Origin of the sequence: Sediminibacterium sp. KACHI17 (assembly GCF_040362915.1) — a bacterium.
GTDB lineage: Bacteria > Bacteroidota > Bacteroidia > Chitinophagales > Chitinophagaceae > Sediminibacterium.
Window position 1 is genome coordinate 1,345,057 of sequence record NZ_AP029612.1, and the last position, 19,135, is coordinate 1,364,191.

General features: G+C 39.3%; 16 protein-coding genes. 6 read left to right on the forward strand and 10 right to left on the reverse strand.

Annotated features, from left to right (window positions below; translation table 11 throughout):
- Window positions 1–87 precede the first annotated feature (87 nt).
- Window positions 88–2,958, forward strand: coding sequence for an aminomethyl-transferring glycine dehydrogenase (gene gcvP, locus ABXG83_RS05910; protein ID WP_353550561.1), 2,871 nt, complete (start codon window positions 88–90; stop codon window positions 2,956–2,958).
- A 52-nt stretch (window positions 2,959–3,010) separates the two neighbouring features.
- Here gcvP and ABXG83_RS05915 read toward each other — a convergent pair whose 3' ends face one another.
- The gene (locus tag ABXG83_RS05915; protein WP_353550562.1) at window positions 3,011–3,412 is read right to left on the reverse strand and encodes a hypothetical protein; all 402 of its coding nucleotides are present in this window, start codon (window positions 3,410–3,412) and stop codon (window positions 3,011–3,013) included.
- Between the two features lie 261 nt (window positions 3,413–3,673).
- On the opposite strand from ABXG83_RS05915, the gene ABXG83_RS05920 reads away from it, so the two are divergent.
- The 5 genes from ABXG83_RS05920 (at window position 3,674) to ABXG83_RS05940 (ending at window position 7,634) form a co-directional block, all read left to right on the forward strand.
- Complete coding sequence (locus tag ABXG83_RS05920; RefSeq protein ID WP_353550563.1) at window positions 3,674–3,988, forward strand: hypothetical protein; 315 nt, start codon at window positions 3,674–3,676, stop codon at window positions 3,986–3,988.
- Window positions 3,989–4,139: 151 nt separating this feature from the next.
- Window positions 4,140–4,949: a hypothetical protein gene (locus ABXG83_RS05925; RefSeq protein WP_353550564.1), complete on the forward strand. Its 810-nt coding sequence runs from the start codon at window positions 4,140–4,142 to the stop codon at window positions 4,947–4,949.
- Between the two features lie 14 nt (window positions 4,950–4,963).
- Window positions 4,964–5,551, forward strand: coding sequence for a hypothetical protein (locus ABXG83_RS05930; protein WP_353550565.1), 588 nt, complete (start codon window positions 4,964–4,966; stop codon window positions 5,549–5,551).
- Between the two features lie 107 nt (window positions 5,552–5,658).
- A complete protein-coding gene (locus ABXG83_RS05935) occupies window positions 5,659–6,516 on the forward strand; it encodes a dienelactone hydrolase family protein (protein ID WP_353550566.1) in 858 nt (285 codons plus the stop codon).
- A gap of 71 nt (window positions 6,517–6,587) precedes the next feature.
- Window positions 6,588–7,634 carry an NAD(P)-dependent alcohol dehydrogenase gene (locus tag ABXG83_RS05940; RefSeq protein ID WP_353550567.1) on the forward strand — a complete coding sequence of 349 codons (1,047 nt, stop codon included), beginning with the start codon at window positions 6,588–6,590 and terminating at the stop codon, window positions 7,632–7,634.
- Window positions 7,635–7,702: 68 nt separating this feature from the next.
- Here ABXG83_RS05940 and ABXG83_RS05945 read toward each other — a convergent pair whose 3' ends face one another.
- The 9 genes from ABXG83_RS05945 to ABXG83_RS05985 form a co-directional block, all read right to left on the reverse strand.
- Window positions 7,703–9,229, reverse strand: a complete 1,527-nt coding sequence (locus ABXG83_RS05945; RefSeq protein WP_353550568.1) for an alkaline phosphatase family protein — start codon at window positions 9,227–9,229, stop codon at window positions 7,703–7,705.
- An 18-nt stretch (window positions 9,230–9,247) separates the two neighbouring features.
- Complete coding sequence (locus ABXG83_RS05950) at window positions 9,248–10,732, reverse strand: SusD/RagB family nutrient-binding outer membrane lipoprotein (RefSeq protein ID WP_353550569.1); 1,485 nt, start codon at window positions 10,730–10,732, stop codon at window positions 9,248–9,250.
- A gap of 18 nt (window positions 10,733–10,750) precedes the next feature.
- On the reverse strand, window positions 10,751–13,921 hold the full coding sequence (locus ABXG83_RS05955) for a SusC/RagA family TonB-linked outer membrane protein (RefSeq protein WP_353550570.1): 3,171 nt from the start codon (window positions 13,919–13,921) through the stop codon (window positions 10,751–10,753).
- A 164-nt stretch (window positions 13,922–14,085) separates the two neighbouring features.
- Complete coding sequence (locus ABXG83_RS05960) at window positions 14,086–14,508, reverse strand: DUF6326 family protein (protein ID WP_353550571.1); 423 nt, start codon at window positions 14,506–14,508, stop codon at window positions 14,086–14,088.
- A 10-nt stretch (window positions 14,509–14,518) separates the two neighbouring features.
- A complete protein-coding gene (locus ABXG83_RS05965) occupies window positions 14,519–15,148 on the reverse strand; it encodes a hypothetical protein (RefSeq protein ID WP_353550572.1) in 630 nt (209 codons plus the stop codon).
- Window positions 15,149–15,255: 107 nt separating this feature from the next.
- Window positions 15,256–15,867 (reverse strand): hypothetical protein, encoded by a 612-nt coding sequence (locus ABXG83_RS05970; protein WP_353550573.1) that lies wholly within the window; start codon window positions 15,865–15,867, stop codon window positions 15,256–15,258.
- 90 nt (window positions 15,868–15,957) lie between these two features.
- Complete coding sequence (locus tag ABXG83_RS05975; protein ID WP_353550574.1) at window positions 15,958–16,533, reverse strand: Crp/Fnr family transcriptional regulator; 576 nt, start codon at window positions 16,531–16,533, stop codon at window positions 15,958–15,960.
- 301 nt (window positions 16,534–16,834) lie between these two features.
- Entirely contained in the window at window positions 16,835–17,929 is a 1,095-nt protein-coding gene (locus ABXG83_RS05980) for a DUF3644 domain-containing protein (RefSeq protein ID WP_353550575.1), read from the reverse strand.
- 137 nt (window positions 17,930–18,066) lie between these two features.
- Window positions 18,067–18,963 carry a putative phage abortive infection protein gene (locus tag ABXG83_RS05985; protein ID WP_353550576.1) on the reverse strand — a complete coding sequence of 299 codons (897 nt, stop codon included), beginning with the start codon at window positions 18,961–18,963 and terminating at the stop codon, window positions 18,067–18,069.
- Window positions 18,964–19,135 lie beyond the last annotated feature (172 nt).

The window sequence follows — 19,135 nt, forward strand, 5'->3', positions numbered from 1 at the left end:
GATCAATTTTCACGTTTGGTAGACTTACCTTTGCCGCGTTTAAAATGACGGTCATTTTCAGTCTAACACTTTAAGCTTATCAATATTATGAATCTTTTTGAACAGCAGTCAGCCGAATTTCAAACAAGACATATCGGACCCAATCAAGCCGATACCGAGTCAATGCTCAAAACCATTGGTCTTTCTTCGATGGAGGAATTGATCAGTAAGACCATCCCGGACAGCATTCGTATAAAAAAGCCATTGGGCATACCTGCTGCTGTAAGTGAGTTCGCGTATTTGACAGAGCTGAAAAAAGTGGCTGCGAAAAATAAACTTTACAAGAATTATATCGGTCAGGGTTATTATGGCACGATTACTCCGAGTGTGATCCTGCGTAATATTTTTGAGAACCCGGGTTGGTATACACAATACACACCTTACCAGGCTGAGATCTCTCAAGGACGTTTGGAAAGCTTACTGAACTACCAAACCATGGTAGCAGACCTCACAGGTTTACCCATTTCCAATGCATCATTGTTGGATGAAGCAACAGCTGCTGCTGAAGCAATGGCCATGATCTTCCATCACATCAATAAAACAGATGTGATCAGCAGACCTAAATTATTTGTAGACCAACATACCTTCCAACAAACGATAGATGTATTGATCACCCGTGCGGAACCGATCGGTATTGAAGTAGTAGTGGGTGATTATCAAACTGCTTCGATCGATGATACATATTTCGGAGCGTTGATCCAATATCCGAACAGTAAAGGTTCTGTAAATGATTATAAAACTTTCATTGATAAAGTACATGCTGCTGAAGGACTGGTGATCATGGCTACAGATCTGTTGGCGCTCACTGTATTGACTACACCGGGTGAACTGGGTGCAGATGTTGCAGTAGGTAGTGCACAACGTTTTGGTGTTCCGATGGGTTTTGGTGGACCACATGCTGCTTTCTTTGCTACCAAAGATGATTTCAAAAGAGGGATTCCCGGCAGATTGATCGGTGTGAGTATCGATGCACAAGGCAACCGCGCATTACGCATGGCTTTGCAAACAAGAGAGCAACACATTAAAAGAGAAAAAGCAACTTCCAATATCTGTACCGCACAAGCATTGTTAGCCAATATGGCTGCAATGTATGCTGTGTATCATGGTGCAAGTGGATTGAAGAATATTGCCACTCGTGTACATCAGTTAACACAGGCATTGGCGGATGGCTTAAAGTCAATGGGCGTTATCCTCCACAATGAAAGTTACTTTGACACATTGCATGTTTCAGGAATCAATATTGACAATCTGAAGAAAAATGCAGAAGCTGCAGAAACAAATTTCTTCTATACAGCAGATGCTGTGGTGATCAGCTTAGATGAAACCACAACAGCAGATGATGTGAATCATATCTTGAACATTTTTGCACAAACAACCGGCAAAAAAGCAGCAACAGTAACTCCTGCAAATCTGTCCACTGTCAACTATCAACTACCCACATCACTTCAGCGCACATCTGCTTACCTCACACATCCTGTTTTCAATACACACAGAAGTGAGAGTCAGATGATGCGTTATATCAAACAATTGGAGAACAAAGATCTTTCACTGAATACAAGCATGATCAGTTTGGGTAGTTGTACCATGAAGCTGAATGCAGCAACGGAAATGATTCCGGTAAGCTGGCCTGAATTTGGTGGTTTGCATCCTTTTGTTCCTGCTTCTCAAACAGCGGGTTACCAGCAGATCATCAGTGAATTGAATGATTATCTCTGTAAAGTAACCGGATTCACTGCTTGTAGTTTACAGCCCAACAGTGGCGCACAAGGTGAATATGCCGGCTTGTTGACCATTCGTGCTTATCATGTTGCCAGAAAAGAATCACACAGAAATATTGTACTGATCCCGATCAGTGCACACGGTACCAATCCTGCCAGCGCTGTAATGGCTGGTTTCAAGGTAGTAGTAGTGAAATGTGATGATGCCGGGAATATCGATGTAGCAGATCTGAAAGCAAAAGCTGAACAATACAAAGACAGTTTAGGTGCATTGATGGTAACCTATCCATCAACACATGGTGTGTTTGAAGAAACGATCAGAGATATCTGTCAGACCATTCATGAGAATGGTGGATTGGTATATATGGATGGTGCGAATATGAATGCACAGGTTGGATTAACAAGTCCGGGTATGATCGGTGCAGATGTATGTCACTTGAATTTGCATAAAACATTTTCTATTCCACACGGTGGTGGTGGACCTGGTATGGGACCTATCTGTGTGAATGATAAACTGGCGCCTTACTTACCGGGCCATACTGTTTTAGGTAATCCGAATTTGGCAGTGAGTGCGGCACAATATGGTTCAGCAAGTATTTTGCTGATCAGTTATGCATACATCAAAATGTTGGGTGAAGAAGGTATTCGTCAATCGACAGTATATGCCATCCTGAATGCGAATTATATGAAAGCGCGTCTGGAGAAATATTATAAGATCCTGTATACCGGAAAGAATGGTACATGTGCGCATGAATTCATTGTAGACTTACGTCCATTCAAACAAAGTGTAGGTATCGAAGCAGAAGATGTAGCGAAGCGTTTGATCGATTATGGTTTCCATGCGCCAACCATGAGTTTCCCGGTTCCAGGCACTATCATGATCGAGCCAACGGAAAGTGAGGACAAAGCAGAGCTGGATCGTTTCTGTGATGCATTGATCTCTATCTATCAGGAAATAAAAGCCATTGAAGATGGCAAAGCAGATAAGACTGATAATCCACTGAAGAATGCGCCGCATACACAAGCAGTGGTTTGTGCTGATACATGGAATCATGCTTATACACGTCAGGAAGCTGCATTCCCATTGTATTATGTAACACAGAATAAATTCTGGCCGAGTGTGGCGAGGGTGAATAATACCCATGGCGACAGAAACCTGATCTGCACCTGTGAGCCGGTATCGTCTTACATGTCTGAATAAAAATGCTTAGATCATTTTAGTATAAAAGCTACGGTAATGACCGTAGCTTTTTTTATGCTTCCATGGCAACTAACTGTTTCTCTAGAATGAGAATCAGTTTTTGTTTGTCGGATAAAGCAGATTCCATCTGCTCAATTTGTCTTCGTAATAAACTGATGATCTCTTGTTGTGCGGAGCCATAGAATGCGGACTCCTCCTCTACTGTATCAATACTGAGTGATCTCACTTCGCGGTATTTTGTATTTAACATATCACCATCACCGGAGAGTAACCAGGTCATATTTAGTTCAGGAAATTTTTGCTCGATCTTACGAAGGATATTTCCGCCGAAAGAGCCTTTATTCTTTCGCTGTTTTCCTAAATAGCCATTTGATAAACCACATTCGATCTCAACCGTTCGAGGCTTAAGTTGCTTGAAATGCATGAACTCATAAAATCTTTCAGGTACTGTCATTGTGTATAATTGTTTAGAAAGAAAACGATGCTTCCATAGAAATCATAGAAAAGCTTCGATAGCTTTGTTTTCATTGAAGCTGAACGAAGAAACCGATAAAACATAAATACCGCAATAGGTATTTATACCTGATTTACCTTGAGTCATTCCGCAGGAATCAATCCCCATAAGGTAAATATGCAAACACTCCCATTTCGTCAGTAAGCCCTGCCGCAACACTTCGCGAGAGAAGTCATGATTCATCATTTCAACATCATCGGTATGAAAAAAACAGACTATCCTACATGGGAAATGTATTCCAGATCGCTTACAAATGAAGAATATGCAGACCCTACCCTCGTTTTAGATGAGTTATTCGATTTTGCACACCTGCCCGAATGGAGAACATTGCTTTGGGATTGGTTGAAGATTACTGTGAGTGGCTCATACAATACCGAAACCACTGCCGCAGAACGAGCTTCGATTTTATGTGTTTACGAAAAGTTACAAAAACTGATCGAAGCTTCGCACCTACTTTATATTCAACAAAAGACGTCAAAAGAAAATACAAAAGAAAAAGAAAGACATATCTTCTGAATCAACAGCATCGCTATCACATATTTATGTGAGCATTCTAATAAGTGATTGTTTATCAGTACTCATTGAAAATACAATCGGTATTATGGCATCATGAATGGCTTGTATTCGGCTTGTTACGACTGTAGCTTTGCGATCCGAAAACAACAACATGAAACATAAAATTTGGTTATCCATTCTTTTGATCAGTGGAATCACACTGCAACAAGATCTTCAGGCACAAGGATTTCTCAAGAAATTAAAAGATAAGGTTGAGAAAAAAGCAGAGGATATTTTAGACAAAAAAACGTCAGATAAAACCGGCAACTCAATTCCATCTACCGGTAATACGCAAGTAGGTAATGGTCCGTCTGCAGGAAGTTCAAAAAATGGCAGACCCATCAATAAAACTGGAGAAGGTTTAAAAAATTCAACTGTACCTGATGTGTTGCAACAAATACAAGAAGCGGATGCAGCTTATGACAAGCAACAGTTTGGTGAGGCCAGATTTTCTATTCAACAAGCATTATTAGGTGTTGAATTACAGATCGGCAAATCGCTCCTGCAATCTTTACCCAATGAAATCAAGGGCTTACCGAAAGATTCTACGGAAGATCGCGTAATGAGTACCCGTTACGGTTGGGCAAATCTCTCGATTCAACGCATCTATCAAAAAGAGGACCAGCAGCTGAGTATGCTGATGGGTAACAATGCTATGTACAGCGGTATGTTAGATATGTATTTCGGATTTGCTGCTACACAGTCGAATGGTGAAACACAAAACACCAAACAAATTCGTATCAAAGGAAATAAAGCGATCATTCAATTTGAGGAAAGAGAAGGTTACACCGTATTGATGCAACTGGGACAATCAGGTATGATCACATGGAAAGCCATCAACTTCCAAACAGAAAAAGAAGTAATGGATGCGATCCATCAATTTGATATCGATCATATTAAAAAAACAATGGGTGAAAACTGATCAAAAAAGAAAACATGAAAAAGATTATTTGTTACATAGCATTGACCTGCATCATTACATCCCTATCAGCGCAGGATTTCAAAAAAAATATTAGTCAGGTACAAAGTCATTATACCAGAGGGAAATTACAAGACGCTCATTTCGCATTACAGCAAATGATGCAAGACCTGGATATCACCATTGGAAGAGAAGTTTTAAAACTATTCCCGCTGCGATTGGATACTTTATCCGCCATTCCCAAACAAGAAGAAGTATTTGGTAATACTCAGTTTACAGGAGTAACCATTGAAAAAAATTATGGCATCACGAATAAGAAAGCAACCTTATCCGTGGTCATCAATTCTCCTTTACTCAATAGTCTGAATGCCTATATCACTTCGCCTTTAATGGCAGGTTTGGGAAGTGATCCGAACACACGCATTGTGAAAGTAGGTCATTACAAAGCTCGTCTCACGAAAGAGGCAGAAGAGGATCAGTATAAACTGGAAATTCCGATGACCAATGCTTTACTGACCCTCACGGTTTTGAAATCCAATGAATCAGAGATATTGGCTTGGGCAGGAACTTTGCCATTGGAAAAAATGGCTTCTTTGATACAATAGTTGATGAATCAGGTCTTTTGAAACGGTAAATACAAAGATCCTATCGGTCAAACCATTTGCGGTACCTGCTGTTAAGTGTTATATTTAGAGACTAAAATATAACCAACATGGATCAGCAAATCATCAACCTCTACGACGAGTATACCCATAAACCACTTCCAAGAGAAGTCTTTTTGAAGCGCTTGGCTGTATTGGCAGGAAGCACTGCTGCTGCCATGGCCATACTTCCAATGCTGGAAAATAATTATGCTGTTGCAGCCACCATTCCGGAGCAGGATATAGAATTACATACCGAAGACATTACCTATCCTGCCGGTGATGTAACAATGAAAGCCTATCTCGCCAAACCCAAAAAAGAAGGCAAGTATGGGGCCGTGATCATCATCCATGAAAATCGTGGATTGAATGATCATATTCGTGATGTTGCCAGACGTGCCGCCAAAGCTGGTTATATTGCCATTGCACCTGATGCACTATCTGCAGCCGGTGGTACACCAATAGATCAGGATCAGGCCAGACAATTATTCAGCCAGATCGATGCCAAACAAAATCTTATCAACTTCAGTAAAGGTTTTGATTACCTGAAAAGCAGAAAAGACTGTAACGGTTTTACCGGTTGCGTCGGATTTTGCTGGGGTGGAGCATTGGTGAATCAATTGGCCGTGAATGTTCCTGACCTCAATGCTGCTGTCGCATTTTATGGCAGACAGGCTGATGCAGCAGATGTTCCGAAAATAAAAGCTGCTTTACAACTTCATTATGCCGGTCTGGATGAACGTATCAATGCAGGAATACCTGCTTATGAAGAGGCATTGAAGAAAAACAATGTCAAATATGAACTCTATCTCTATGAAGGGGTGAATCATGCTTTTCATAATGATACTTCCGGAGCACGCTATAATGAAGCTGCTGCAAAACTTGCATGGAAAAGAACCCTCGACTTTTGGGCTGCTAACATGAAGTAGTTTTGTGTTTTATTTTTTGATCAACAAACCCAATTGGTTTTGTTTTGTTAATGCATGTAAATAAGAATCGTATGATAGCAACCAAAGCTTATGCAGCACAGGATCCCAAATCACCTTTGGGTCCGTTTTCACTGGAAAGAAGAAATCCCGGTCCAAAAGATGTTCAAATAGAGATCTTATACTGTGGCGTTTGTCATTCAGATATTCATCAGGTGCGTGATGAATGGGGTGGATCTATTTTCCCAATGGTACCCGGACATGAGATCGTTGGAAGGGTAACCAATGTGGGTACTGAAGTAACAAAGTTCAAAGTAGGTGATCTTGCCGGCGTAGGCTGCTTTGTGGATTCCTGTCGCACTTGCGAGAATTGCAAATCAGGCATTGAGCAATATTGCGAGGAAGGAATGGTAGGTACTTACAATGGACGTGAAAGAGGTACCAATGCTCCTACCTATGGCGGTTACTCTACTCAGATTGTAGTAGATGAACAATACACATTGCGTATTTCTGATAAACTGCCATTGGCAGGCGTAGCACCTTTGTTATGCGCGGGTATCACTACCTATTCACCACTCAGACATGTAGGTGTTACCAAAGGACATAGAGTTGCCGTATTAGGTTTAGGTGGTTTGGGTCACATGGCAGTAAAATTTGCAGCCTCATTTGGTGCAGAAGTAACGATGCTGAGCTCCTCTCCTTCCAAAGAGGCAGATGCCAAAAAGTTAGGTGCGCATCACTTCGCATTGACATCAGATGCTAATACCATGAAAAAATTGCAGAATCATTTTGACTTTATCCTCAACACCGTTTCTGCACCACATGATTACAGCACATATCTGAACCTGTTACGCACCAATGGTACCATGATCGTTGTGGGCGTACCTCCTAGTCCATCAGAAGTACCTGCATTCAACCTGATCATGAAAAGAAGAAGCATCATTGGGTCGCTGATCGGTGGCATAAAAGAAACCCAGGAAATGTTAGACTATTGTGCTGAACACAATATCGTTTCTGACGTGGAAGTGATTCCGATGCAACAGATCAATGAAGCGTATGAAAGAATGCTAAAAGCAGACGTGCGCTACAGATTTGTGATCGATCTGGCGTCATTGAAATAAGGCTATACAATTTAATAAAAAAGAGTCCCGATACATTGGGACTCTTTTTATTTTACTATACAAGATGCTTATCTACCACTGCTTGCTTGAATCTCTCTTTCTGCTTTTGAGAAATTGATGTAGCGATATTTACCCACTTCACTAATATCCAATTTCAATTTATACATCCCCCCTGTAATAGCTGTACTGGTTTCTAAGGTAGATCTCTTTACGAGAGGCAGTTTCCCATTATACTTGCGAAGTAATTCCACAAAAGGTCTGCCCGTCATTGTAACAGGTGCCGGTATATTATGAATATTCAATACGGTCGGTGCAATATCAACATTGGAAGTAGGTATCTCACCTTCATAAGATTGTTTGAAAGAAGGTCCGCCGGCAAGTAATGCGATGTGTACTTCATAAGGACTAAATCCTCCATGTCCAGCCACTCCTCTTGAATAACTCGTACCGGCATAGCCTGCATTGTTCTTTGCATCACTCCAATTTTCATCAACGAGAATATCTGCTGATCTCTCAGTATGATTCCAATGAATCGCTTCGAAAGAAAACGTACCGGGTACCCAGCCTTTCATATCCCCATTTTTTTCTGATCGTGTAAATACTGCTCCTACCCAATCTTCTTGTTGCAAGGCTGTAACGATCTGACGTATCTTTTCCGGATCATGGTTCTTTACATACAAAGCGCCTTCAGCTGCTACTACATCATCAGATTCTTTATCTTTTTTCAATCCTTTCTGGATCAAAAAATCTGCAACACTCATCTTTCCTACTTTGGTAACAAATCCATGATCAGTTGAAATAATGATATTGACCTTATTGCTCCATCCTTTTTGTCCTATTGCTGCTATGATCCTTCCAAATTGTGTATCCACAGACTGAATAGAACTATTGGCAGTAGCTGAACCAATACCATCACTATGCGCAGTTCCATCCGGATCTGAATACCAAATAGCGTTTACCAAAGGACCATCAGCTACCAACCCAAAATCGATCAAAGCATCAGTGATCCATTTGTGTTGTGCATGATTGGGTTTACTATGTGCAGGAATAGGTCCCAGTTTAGCTTCTATAACAGTTTTGAATGATTCAGGAAGAATCATAGAAGTATTCACGATTGCTCCATTCCCTACTTTATGATTCTGTAATAAAGCTTGTCCGCTTGAACCAGAACTAAATACCATCATACGTTGTCCTACAGACTCCAATGCCTCACCCAAAGAAGTGGCAGTGACCAATCGATCGTTGGTGGCAACGGTAATTTTATTCAACTCTTTTGCATCCCCGGTATTGAGTCCTTTGACAGGATTTACTTGCGGAAAATAAACCGTGTTACCCATGATACCATTGGTTCCCGGATAACTACCGGTAGCATAAGAAGAAGAATTCACCCTTGTTACAGTTGGAAACACACTGTGGTGTTGTTTACCATATACTCCTTTTTTGCTGAATGCATATACATTCGGCATTAGCTCGGGAGTGATATAATCCGGGCGTAACCCATCAAAAAAAACAATTAAGGTTCGTATTGATGTATCAGTTTGTGCTTTAACAGTAAAACCTGAAACAAAGAGTATAAAAACAAATAAGTATTTCATGACTTGAATTTTGATTGATTATTTCTCCCACCATACTTTACTATCACTATTATCACCACCCATTGACGCTACTGCTTTTGCGAGATTATCAGCATTCAATGATTGTAAATAGGTTGGATAAGGTACGCGGCTGGGAAATTTATTTTCAGCTGGTATACCTGTTCCTCTTGGCAGCACAGGGTATCCGGTTCTTCTTTTTTCAAACCATGATTGATAGTCTACAAAAAAATAAGCGTAATACTTTTGCAGCATGATCTGCTCTAACTGTTTATCGGTTGTTGCAGCATCATTGTATACAACACCTGATTGATTCAAAAAACCTGCAGGCATGGTAACACCCCATTGCACCATTGAAGCGGTGATGCCTGATTCATAATGTTGTCTGGCAGTTCGTCCTGTATTAAATCCTTTCAATGCCAGTTCTGCTCTGATGAATTCCAGTTCAGACAAGGTCATCATGATACCCATCTGCGGAAATGTTCTCAATACGTCATTATAACTTGAGTTACGACCCACCTGATATTCTGTACTGGCCGGATAACCACTCTCAATACCCACATAAGAAGGTGTGCCGTTCACAGTAATGGTGGTACTCCACAATACTCTTCTCGGATCATTATCCGTATTCATTTTATCAAGAAAAAATTTTGTGAAATAAGTACCATCCCTCCATTCCAATTGTCGGGCATTATAATAAGGATTGAAATAAGGAAAAGAACCTGTGAATCTTAAAATAGCTTCATCTGCATTGGTCACGAACAGAGGATACTTCACGGGATCTGCTAACATAGCGGTGATCTGATTGTTTACATTCATCTCATCATTGCGTTTCGAGATGCGCAACAATAAACGCAGTTTTAAGGAATTGCAAAAACGCTTCCACTTCACCATTCCTTGATTCACTGTTCCCGTTAATGCATTGGCATTGTATACGATATCACCCCCATAGGTCAATGCCTTACTGGTATTGATCAATCCATTCGCAGTTTCAAGATCCGACAGTATTTTGGTATAGATATCTTTTTGTTTATCAAATGCAGGTTGAAATTTTCCTTCTGTTGCTTTGGAAGCTTCTGAAAAAGGCACATCGCCATATAAGTCTGTAAGGATAGAATATGCCCACGCTTTATAGATCAACGCAATGGCTTTATAGTTTGGTTCATTCAATTTATCAGCTATCGCATAGATATCTTCCACATCGATCAAATAATTATAAAAATTGGTCCAGATACCGGATCCGGGATTGACTACATACCTGTGTAATCCAACACCACCCGGACTAGAACGCGGTGCATCCACCTGCATCAATTCATGGGTGAAATTTCTGGCAGCAGTGATGGAGCTTGTTACAAAACGATATTGTAACTGACCCAACATCACACCCGGATTCACTTCTTTCGGACGATTGGGATCTGTATTCAGTGATTCAAAATCTTTAGCACAGCTATTCAGTAATAACATTATAATGAATAGAGTGATATATTGCTTCAATGACTTTATCATGGTAAATGATTTTAGGAATTAAAATTTGAAAGTGAGGTTTACTCCCATGTTTCTGGTAGACGGGAACTGTGTTAATTCAACACCGGGTGTTAGTGTACCACTGTTCAGGTTACCTCCTTCCGGATCAAAGCCCGGGAAGCTGGTAATATTGAAGAGATCACGCCCATACACAGCAACACTGGTTTGGCGAATACCAATTTTTGACAATAATGTTTTGGGGAGATTGAATTCAACTCTAGCCTCTCTTAATTTGAGAAACGATGCATCAAAAATGTTCATCTCTGCATTACTGATTCCATAAATATTGTCATAATAAGAACTTGCCGGAACTGAACGTGTATTCGGTTCATATTTCCCGGTACCGGCATTGAATACGACGCCCTCACCGACGATACCATTTTCTCTACCCGGCAATGTCACTTTGGTTTTACCCAGGGTATTGTTCTTGTGATTCGTTTGAGAATAGATATCACCGCCCTTTTGTCCATCCAATAAAATATTGATACGGAAATTGCCAATATTGAATTCATTCATCAAACCTGCTTTCCAATCCGCGAAAGCATTTCCCCATTTTTTAGCAACAGGATCCAAAGGAGCAGGTAATCCATTGGAAGAGTAAATGATCTGCCCTTCCGGTGTACGCTGAAAACCTCTGCCATAGAGATCTCCCATACGTCCACCTACTCTTGCTTCAATACTTACATTGCTACCATGACTATAAATGATCTGATTGGTAATACCATCTGCCAATTCACGTACATAACTTCTGTTACGACTCCAGGTAAGCGTGGTGGTCCAGGTAAATTTTCTGTTCACGATCGGCTTACCTGTTACCATCAATTCCACGCCCTTACTATTGATCAAACCTGCATTCACCAGCGCACTTGAATAACCGGAAACAGGATCTAATGGGATAGCCAGAATCTGATTGCGGCTTTTGTTATCATAGAGTGCTACATCAATACCCAATCTTCCTTTGAAGAAACGGATATCTAATCCTGCTTCATAACTAGAAGTGATCTCAGGCTTTAGATTCGGATTGAATAGTGTAGATGGATTCGTAAAACTGTTTCCATAAATACGATCATAATACTTATCGGTTTGATAAGGACGAGTATCATTACCCACTTGCGCCCATGATGCCCTGAATTTTGCAAAAGAGATCTGAGAAGGCAAAGTGAATAGATCACTCAGTAAAAAACTAGTACTTACAGATGGATAGAAGAAAGAATTATTTTTAAATGGCAATGTGCTTGACCAGTCATTTCTTCCAGTAACATCTAAAAATATCTTCTCACGATAAGCGAACTGTGCAGAACCATATACACTGTTGATCGCTTTCTTAGTTTTGATCGCATCGATCACCGCAGGATCCAAACTATTAGAGATTTGATAAATACCGGGCTGTGAAAGCTGATCAGCATAAGCACCCGTAAAATCAGATGTTTGACGCATCGCATTGGCACCCCCGGATACAGTATAATTGATATCATCATTCAACTTATCCTTGTAAGTCAATAATACATCAGAGTTGATCTCATAATTGAATACATTTTGCTCACGATACATACCACGTGGGTATTTGGTCATACTAAAAGGCCTTTGCTGTGAACGGAACTCATAAGACAGATCTGTTCCCGTACGCAACATCAGCTCCAGTTTCTTATTGATAGTATAGGTTGCTGAGATATTTCCGATCACTCCATGTTTATTCATCTTATTCAACATCTCATACAGATCCAGATAAGGATTATCCGGACCCGGATTGAATGGATTTCTTTGCTGCACACCTACCAATCCCGGCTGCCAATAAGGTTTGAACCATTCTGGCCTGATATTGGGTGCAGTACCAATGATCAGGAAATACATGATGGTTTGGTTGTTATAACCTGCTGTAGGAAGATTATCGCTTTGCTTGTTGGTATAATTCACCTTACCGGTGATCTTCAATTTATCAGAAACTTTTTGAGATACTGATAAAGCAGCATTATAACGTTCAAATCCGGTATTGGGAAGGATCCAATCATTTTTCAAATGTGTCAGTGATAACCTGGCAGAACCTTTATCATTACCACCCTCAATAGAAATACTATTTGAGATCGTTACACCTGTTTTGAAAAATCCGGAGATATAATCTTTATGCGCCACCCATGGTGTTCTCTCTGTTGGTCTACCATCAGGAGCATTGGGATTAAACTGATAATAGAGTTGACCGTTGAATCTTGGGCCCCATGCACGTCCGGCTGCAACACCTGTACTGGTGTTCGGACCGTCAGGACTATCGAGATAAGAATAGTAAGCATTGGTTCTTCCCTCGCCGTATTCAAATTGATAATCCGGCCAACGGTTCACTTGATCGATGCTGACATTTGAATTGAAAGTCACACCGATGCCTTTGTCTGTTCTTTGTCCGGATTTAGTCGTGATGATGATAGCTCCACCTGCAGCACGACTACCATACAATGCAGTAGCACCCGGACCTTTCAACACGGTGATTTTATCAATGTCATCTGGATTGATATCAGATAATCCTGATCCAAAGTCAACCGGACCATCTGCAGAAAGATGCGAAGTAAAGCCGGTTCCAGTAATTCTGCTATTCACCGGTACACCATCAATAATGATCAATGCCTGGTTATTATCTAAATTCAAAGAGTTCTCACCTCGTAAGGTAACGCGTGAAGAACCCATCGGACCGGCGCCTGTACCTTGAATATTCAATCCTGCAACTTTACCCGATAAAGTATTCACCCAGTTATTGGTCTTGGCATCTTTCACTGCACTCTCGCGCACTGTTTGGGCAGCATAACCCAAAGATTTTTCTTCCCGTCTGATACCCAATGCTGTTACAACTACCTCCTGTAATAACTCCTTTTTTTCTGATAACAGAATATTGAGTGAACTCGCTCCATTCAGTTTGATTTCCTTATCCTGAAATCCGGTATAACTGATCAGCAATACCGCATTGGAAGAAGAAGCACCTTGTAAATTCAAAGAGAAAGAACCATCATTGATGGTAGCTGTTTTCAGTGGCGATCCTTTTAATTGAATGGTAGCGCCTACCAGTGGATTGGATGTACTGTCTTTCACAACACCTTTGATGAGCTGTGCTTGCACAGACAAAGAAACAACGATGCAACACAGTACTGCCCATAGTTTGGGGGAAATAAAATTCGATACAGATTTCATAAGCAGTTTTTAAGACTGCAAATGTTTCATTTAATCAATCAGGAAATAGGGGTGCGAAGGAAACTTAACCATTAGATGAAGATTGCTTCACAGGAAGATAAGATTGTGTTGATGATTTGTTAATGTATGAATTTTTTCTTCAAGCAAATCCCTGTACTATTCATCTACATGTCTACACGCGGCCATTTCCATGCGTAACAAATAATAAGACCTAATAAAATGACTTCCACAACAGCACCAACTATCATATGTATCCATGCCTCTCCTGCCAGATTATACAGCGTATAGGGAATATATATTGCCGCAACGACCATATTCAACCCACGATTGATCTTAGCCGGTAAAACAACTGAAAGAAAAATCATTAGTGCAGAAATCGTCAATGATACGAGTGCTATCGAAAGAAATGCGGGTGTGATATCAAATACATATACCCTTCCATTTTGAATATCTGTCAGCTTACCCGGCATGTATAAATGAAAATAATCGACATAGATATAGAGGAACATCAAACTCGTCCATAAGGATGCCAGTTTCAGCTGTGTGCTTACTTTTATTTCCTTTAATTCACTTTGTTGTGTATGCATAACATTGCTATTAAAAATTAAAGCCTACATGTAATCCAGGTTCTCCAAACACAAACTTGGACCATTTATCATCCAACTGTTTGAATCCATTGGGCAATGTAGTATGATAAGCACGGTGGGTGATGGCGAGAGATGGCTGAATAAAAAAACGATCCTTAAATAATTTCACATGATACCCTACCCGATAGGTGTTGAAGATCTGAAAACCATTATCGATCTTTTTATCTTGACGATCTTTAAAAGTTTGCCAGGTGGGCATCACATTCAATTCTGCATACCAATTGTGGGTAAAGAATCGCTGGTAAGATAGAGATACTCCATACTCACGAACATAGCCCGGGAACTCTTCTTCCTTCTTTCCATATGCTTTGTTCAAAAATGGATGGATACCATTGGGCCAGGCATATTTCCAGGTTTTGGGTTCAATGGTAATGACATCTTTACCGGTGATGCGATAACCAAAATTGAGTTGAACAAACTCCGGACTATTGGTCGTAGCCAGATTACCAAACAGCACAAACATAGAACTTCCCACAAACCATTTCTTATGCATAGTATCTGTTGCAGCATACTGTGCTTTGAGTTGGAGGGCGCTTACCATCATGAAGAGAATACCCATAATTAAAACTTTCTTTTTCATTTCCTTGCTTTTTATGTTGAAGAATACTGCAAAAGTCGATGGACGATCCACAACCACTCATTCACTTAAGTTAAGAAATGTGTGTCGCGACTTTTTTTGACAAGTTTTTAGAAATTGAATCCGAAATGAAGTCCGGGTTGGATGAAATAGTTATTCCACTTGCTTTCCACAGCTTTGAAAGATGCGGGAACATTGGTTCGGATGGGCCAATAACTACATCCCAATGCCGGTTCGAAGAAGAAACGGTTTTTGAAAAATTGGAATTGGTAGCCTAAATGAAAATTCAGGTATAAAGTATATCCATTACCAATCTTCTTTTTGTTCTCATCCATGTATTTTTCAAAAGCATTCAATGCATACACAGAAGTATATACACCCTTCCACCAGAAACGTTGGTAACCTACCGTGGGTGCGAGTATGCGTGCATGACCGGGATAACCTTCTCCCGGCTTATCAAAGTTGGGACCGAATGGAATACCGATGGGCCAGGCATAAATGGATCTTTTGAATTCAAAGGAAACCACATCTTTTGGTGTGATTCGATAACCGACATTCAATTGTATGTACTCGGGGTTGTTGACTTTGGAGAAATTACCCAACATCAGTAATGAGCTACCGATATACCATCTTTTAAACGTGCTGTCTTTGGGTGTGTCTTGTGCTTGTAAACTACTTACCCAACCGATCGCCAATGCCAACCATAGAACTTTCTTTTGCATATCTTTTTAATTGCTGTTAAATGATATGACAAAGAAAGAGAGGTGGAAAGATTCCACTCGTTCACTTAAGTTAAATAATGAACGCGTCTTTTATTTTTTCTCTGAAATTCTGGCCCTTAGTCGGCTTAAGGATTGTGGCTGTATACCCAAGTAACTCGCTAACTGGTGTTGAGGAACACGCTGAATGAGGTCGGGTCTTTTATCCAATAAATTCAAATAGCGTTGTTCAGGAGAAGAGGTTTTGAACTCATCAAAATCCATTCGTTCTTTGGCCAAGAGTTCTTCGGATAACTTCTTACACAGGGACTCAAACTTAGGAAATTTAGCATTAACCTCCGCTTCCATATCTGAGTTGGAAATGAGCAGTATGCAGTCTTCTGTACAACTCACATAATATTCAGAAGGTGTTTGGCTGATGACGCAAGGAGGAGTCAAAGCTTCCATTTCAGTGTAGAAAGCGGTGGTTTTTTCTTCCGCATCTATTTCATAGTAAGTACGAATACAACCTTTGAGTACAAAATAGCTTTCTTTTGATTTTTGCCCTTCTTTCAGTAAGATCGTTCCTTTCTTTACGGAATGAAAAATATCTAAAGAAACGATAGCGTTCTTTTCTTCTTCTGTTAGAGTGACATATTTGGAGAGGAAATTGAAGAGTAGGGTTTGCATGGGGTGTTTAACTAATTTCTCTCACTATGGTAAGAGTGTTGAAAATGATGATGTTTTGCAAAACTACTTCTTTTAGGTCTTTGAAGAGTCTTCGAGGTACGAGGGGCTCTTCGTTTCACACAACCAAGATATTACTATTACTTTTAGCCCCCTTTTCTGTCAGAGGTATTGGCCATTCCCACAAGAGATTTACCCGCTTCTGTGTAACCTACGCAACGTGCCCTACTGCGTCGGGAGACGATGCGTGAAACCTCTTTTTATTCGAACACGCTGCGAAGAAGAAAAAAACACTAATATTATGTTATATGCTGTTTTGCTTTTTCTTTTTCCCTCCCGTTAAAAAATGTTTATGATTACCCCAAATCTCATCAATATTGAGATTCGGTAGTGATTTATATAAGAAATCCAATGCAAGACTGCTATACCTTTTGAACACAACCGATCCAATCTTAAACTCTTTATAGTAATCATTTACCGATTGAACATTCAACTCTCTTATTATGGCTATTGTTTTCGAAGTAGTCAACCCTATTTTTTCCGATAATTTATCTAGGTTTAATGAATAAAAATCCAGATCATTTATTTTTTTTATAGCGATAGCAGTTGCGCCAGGTGTCCCTTCTGGAACTATATATACAGGATTACCTTCTTTTTTTGTCAAACGTAAAGAAATTATAAACCCCTTTCCTTCTGGACTAATGTTAAGTTTTTTGATTGCTGGAAATATTTCTTCCCAATTTTTTCCTGCTTTTATTTTTTTTGAAATTTCATCTAACTCCTTTTCACTTGGCTGAGTATGAGTACCATTAAGCGAAGATTCTATTATAGCAAATGGAAGTAACTTTGATTTTGCATCTAAAGTTTTTCGATTTCCATTTCTTACCATTTGTTTTATATCATCAAATTCTACATCTATTAAACTTGAAAATTCCATTGGCAGATTAGAGGTAACTGGTAAAACTCGTTCCGGTAGATGATCTGTTATTTTTTGATTGAATACTTTCTCAAGTATTCTGTTATAAAGTGTTATTGCCGATTGGGTATATATGTACAATTGCTGCTCGGACATTTCTAAGATATGGTGTTGAGCTGCATCTCGTAAGCTGTTGATTATTTGAATAGTTAAAGCATCATTTTCAGATAGGCATTTTAAATTATCATCACTGACACATTTTCGAACACATTGATTGAACCCAATTGTTAGCTTCTCATTTTTTTCTCTGATATTACCATTTTTGTGAAGAATAATAGATTTCAATAGTAGTTCGAAGCTCCTATCAAGAAAAATTAAGACTGCTTCATGTCTACCTATGTTTAAATGACGATTGAAATGTTCAACTGCAAGTAGTATTGAATCTATTGATTTTGTAAGAAGGGTTTTGGCTTCTTTTTTCATAGACAAGCTAATTAAGGTTGCAAGTAAAGTTTTAAGGGGTTGTATTCAGGCAGATTTGAGCACTACACTTGAATAAAAGAATAGATTCAAGTCTGCACTTCTCCCCGGTTTACTCTAAGCCATTGTTAACTACAGGGCTATTGTTCATCAGGAATGAATGCACGTTTTTCATATAAATTAACATGGATTTTGTCTGCAATTAAATTTACTGGAATGTTCTTGAAGAACGAATAACGCTCAATAAAAGGTTTAAATTTATCGATGCCGTTTTCACTTAAACAATTATAGAATATCCATAGTAATTCATAGTCAGAGATTTGCGATCTAATTATACTTGTGTAACGATATTTAATTTTAAAAATTTCCTCTTTTGTAACTTTTTCGCTATTATAAAAGAAATCTGTTTGGTCAACCAACTTAATCATTCTGTAAAGATTTCTGAAATAGTGTCCAAAATCAGTTTGAGCTTGTTCATAATGTTCAAGATATATTTCTTCGTAACTGTCAGACTGTTCTTTAAGTTTTGGGAGCATCAAATTATATCTATGTCGAAATACATCTCGTCCTGTTATGGTTACAGCTTCCTTTTCCTCTGGTTTAGTTGTCATAAAACTTCCTGTACCCCACCCCCTTTCTTTTTCTTTGCTCTTATAATATCTGTAATCAATAGCAGATACTATTTGGTGATGAAGGTTTAAAAGATTAAAAAAGGTATTTTCAAAACGTTGAAGTTTCAAAGTTTCGTTTTGAATTTCAAATTCAGCTCTGGTGTCTCTTAACTCTTCTCTTTGTAACTTTAGTTCCTTACGTTGAAGCAAAATTGTAAGGATAATACCAGCTAATGCAAGTCCTGAAAATAATGCGTTTACAGAACCAAACATATCACCAAATGTTCCTCTTTTTAATTCATTTAAATCTTTTAATAAGAAATAAGTTGTAGTCCAAAGTCCAATAATCACAACTGTAACAATAACAGCTGTAATTATGAAACCGTTGTCGCCCTCGTGATCATTTGAAGCATTTAGTTTTCTCATTCTCAATTTTGTCTATAACATGATTATATCATGTCGCTTTGATTGTATTTGCTTTATAGTCAAATCCTTGCAACTGAATTTATAAATATACAAATTTTTTAACATAAGCTCTATGCCGCAATATTTTTCAACTAACTAAATATTAATCAGCCAATACAAAAGGTATCACTAC

What these genes read in the sequence shown, in the direction of transcription:
- gcvP (WP_353550561.1), top strand. Translation starts at nt 88, where the DNA reads ATGAATCTTTTTGAACAGCAGTCAGCCGAATTTCAAACAAGACATATC.
- ABXG83_RS05915 (WP_353550562.1), bottom strand. Translation starts at nt 3,412, where the DNA reads ATGACAGTACCTGAAAGATTTTATGAGTTCATGCATTTCAAGCAACTT.
- ABXG83_RS05920 (WP_353550563.1), top strand. Translation starts at nt 3,674, where the DNA reads ATGAAAAAAACAGACTATCCTACATGGGAAATGTATTCCAGATCGCTT.
- ABXG83_RS05925 (WP_353550564.1), top strand. Translation starts at nt 4,140, where the DNA reads ATGAAACATAAAATTTGGTTATCCATTCTTTTGATCAGTGGAATCACA.
- ABXG83_RS05930 (WP_353550565.1), top strand. Translation starts at nt 4,964, where the DNA reads ATGAAAAAGATTATTTGTTACATAGCATTGACCTGCATCATTACATCC.
- ABXG83_RS05935 (WP_353550566.1), top strand. Translation starts at nt 5,659, where the DNA reads ATGGATCAGCAAATCATCAACCTCTACGACGAGTATACCCATAAACCA.
- ABXG83_RS05940 (WP_353550567.1), top strand. Translation starts at nt 6,588, where the DNA reads ATGATAGCAACCAAAGCTTATGCAGCACAGGATCCCAAATCACCTTTG.
- ABXG83_RS05945 (WP_353550568.1), bottom strand. Translation starts at nt 9,229, where the DNA reads ATGAAATACTTATTTGTTTTTATACTCTTTGTTTCAGGTTTTACTGTT.
- ABXG83_RS05950 (WP_353550569.1), bottom strand. Translation starts at nt 10,732, where the DNA reads ATGATAAAGTCATTGAAGCAATATATCACTCTATTCATTATAATGTTA.
- ABXG83_RS05955 (WP_353550570.1), bottom strand. Translation starts at nt 13,921, where the DNA reads ATGAAATCTGTATCGAATTTTATTTCCCCCAAACTATGGGCAGTACTG.
- ABXG83_RS05960 (WP_353550571.1), bottom strand. Translation starts at nt 14,508, where the DNA reads ATGCATACACAACAAAGTGAATTAAAGGAAATAAAAGTAAGCACACAG.
- ABXG83_RS05965 (WP_353550572.1), bottom strand. Translation starts at nt 15,148, where the DNA reads ATGAAAAAGAAAGTTTTAATTATGGGTATTCTCTTCATGATGGTAAGC.
- ABXG83_RS05970 (WP_353550573.1), bottom strand. Translation starts at nt 15,867, where the DNA reads ATGCAAAAGAAAGTTCTATGGTTGGCATTGGCGATCGGTTGGGTAAGT.
- ABXG83_RS05975 (WP_353550574.1), bottom strand. Translation starts at nt 16,533, where the DNA reads ATGCAAACCCTACTCTTCAATTTCCTCTCCAAATATGTCACTCTAACA.
- ABXG83_RS05980 (WP_353550575.1), bottom strand. Translation starts at nt 17,929, where the DNA reads ATGAAAAAAGAAGCCAAAACCCTTCTTACAAAATCAATAGATTCAATA.
- ABXG83_RS05985 (WP_353550576.1), bottom strand. Translation starts at nt 18,963, where the DNA reads ATGAGAAAACTAAATGCTTCAAATGATCACGAGGGCGACAACGGTTTC.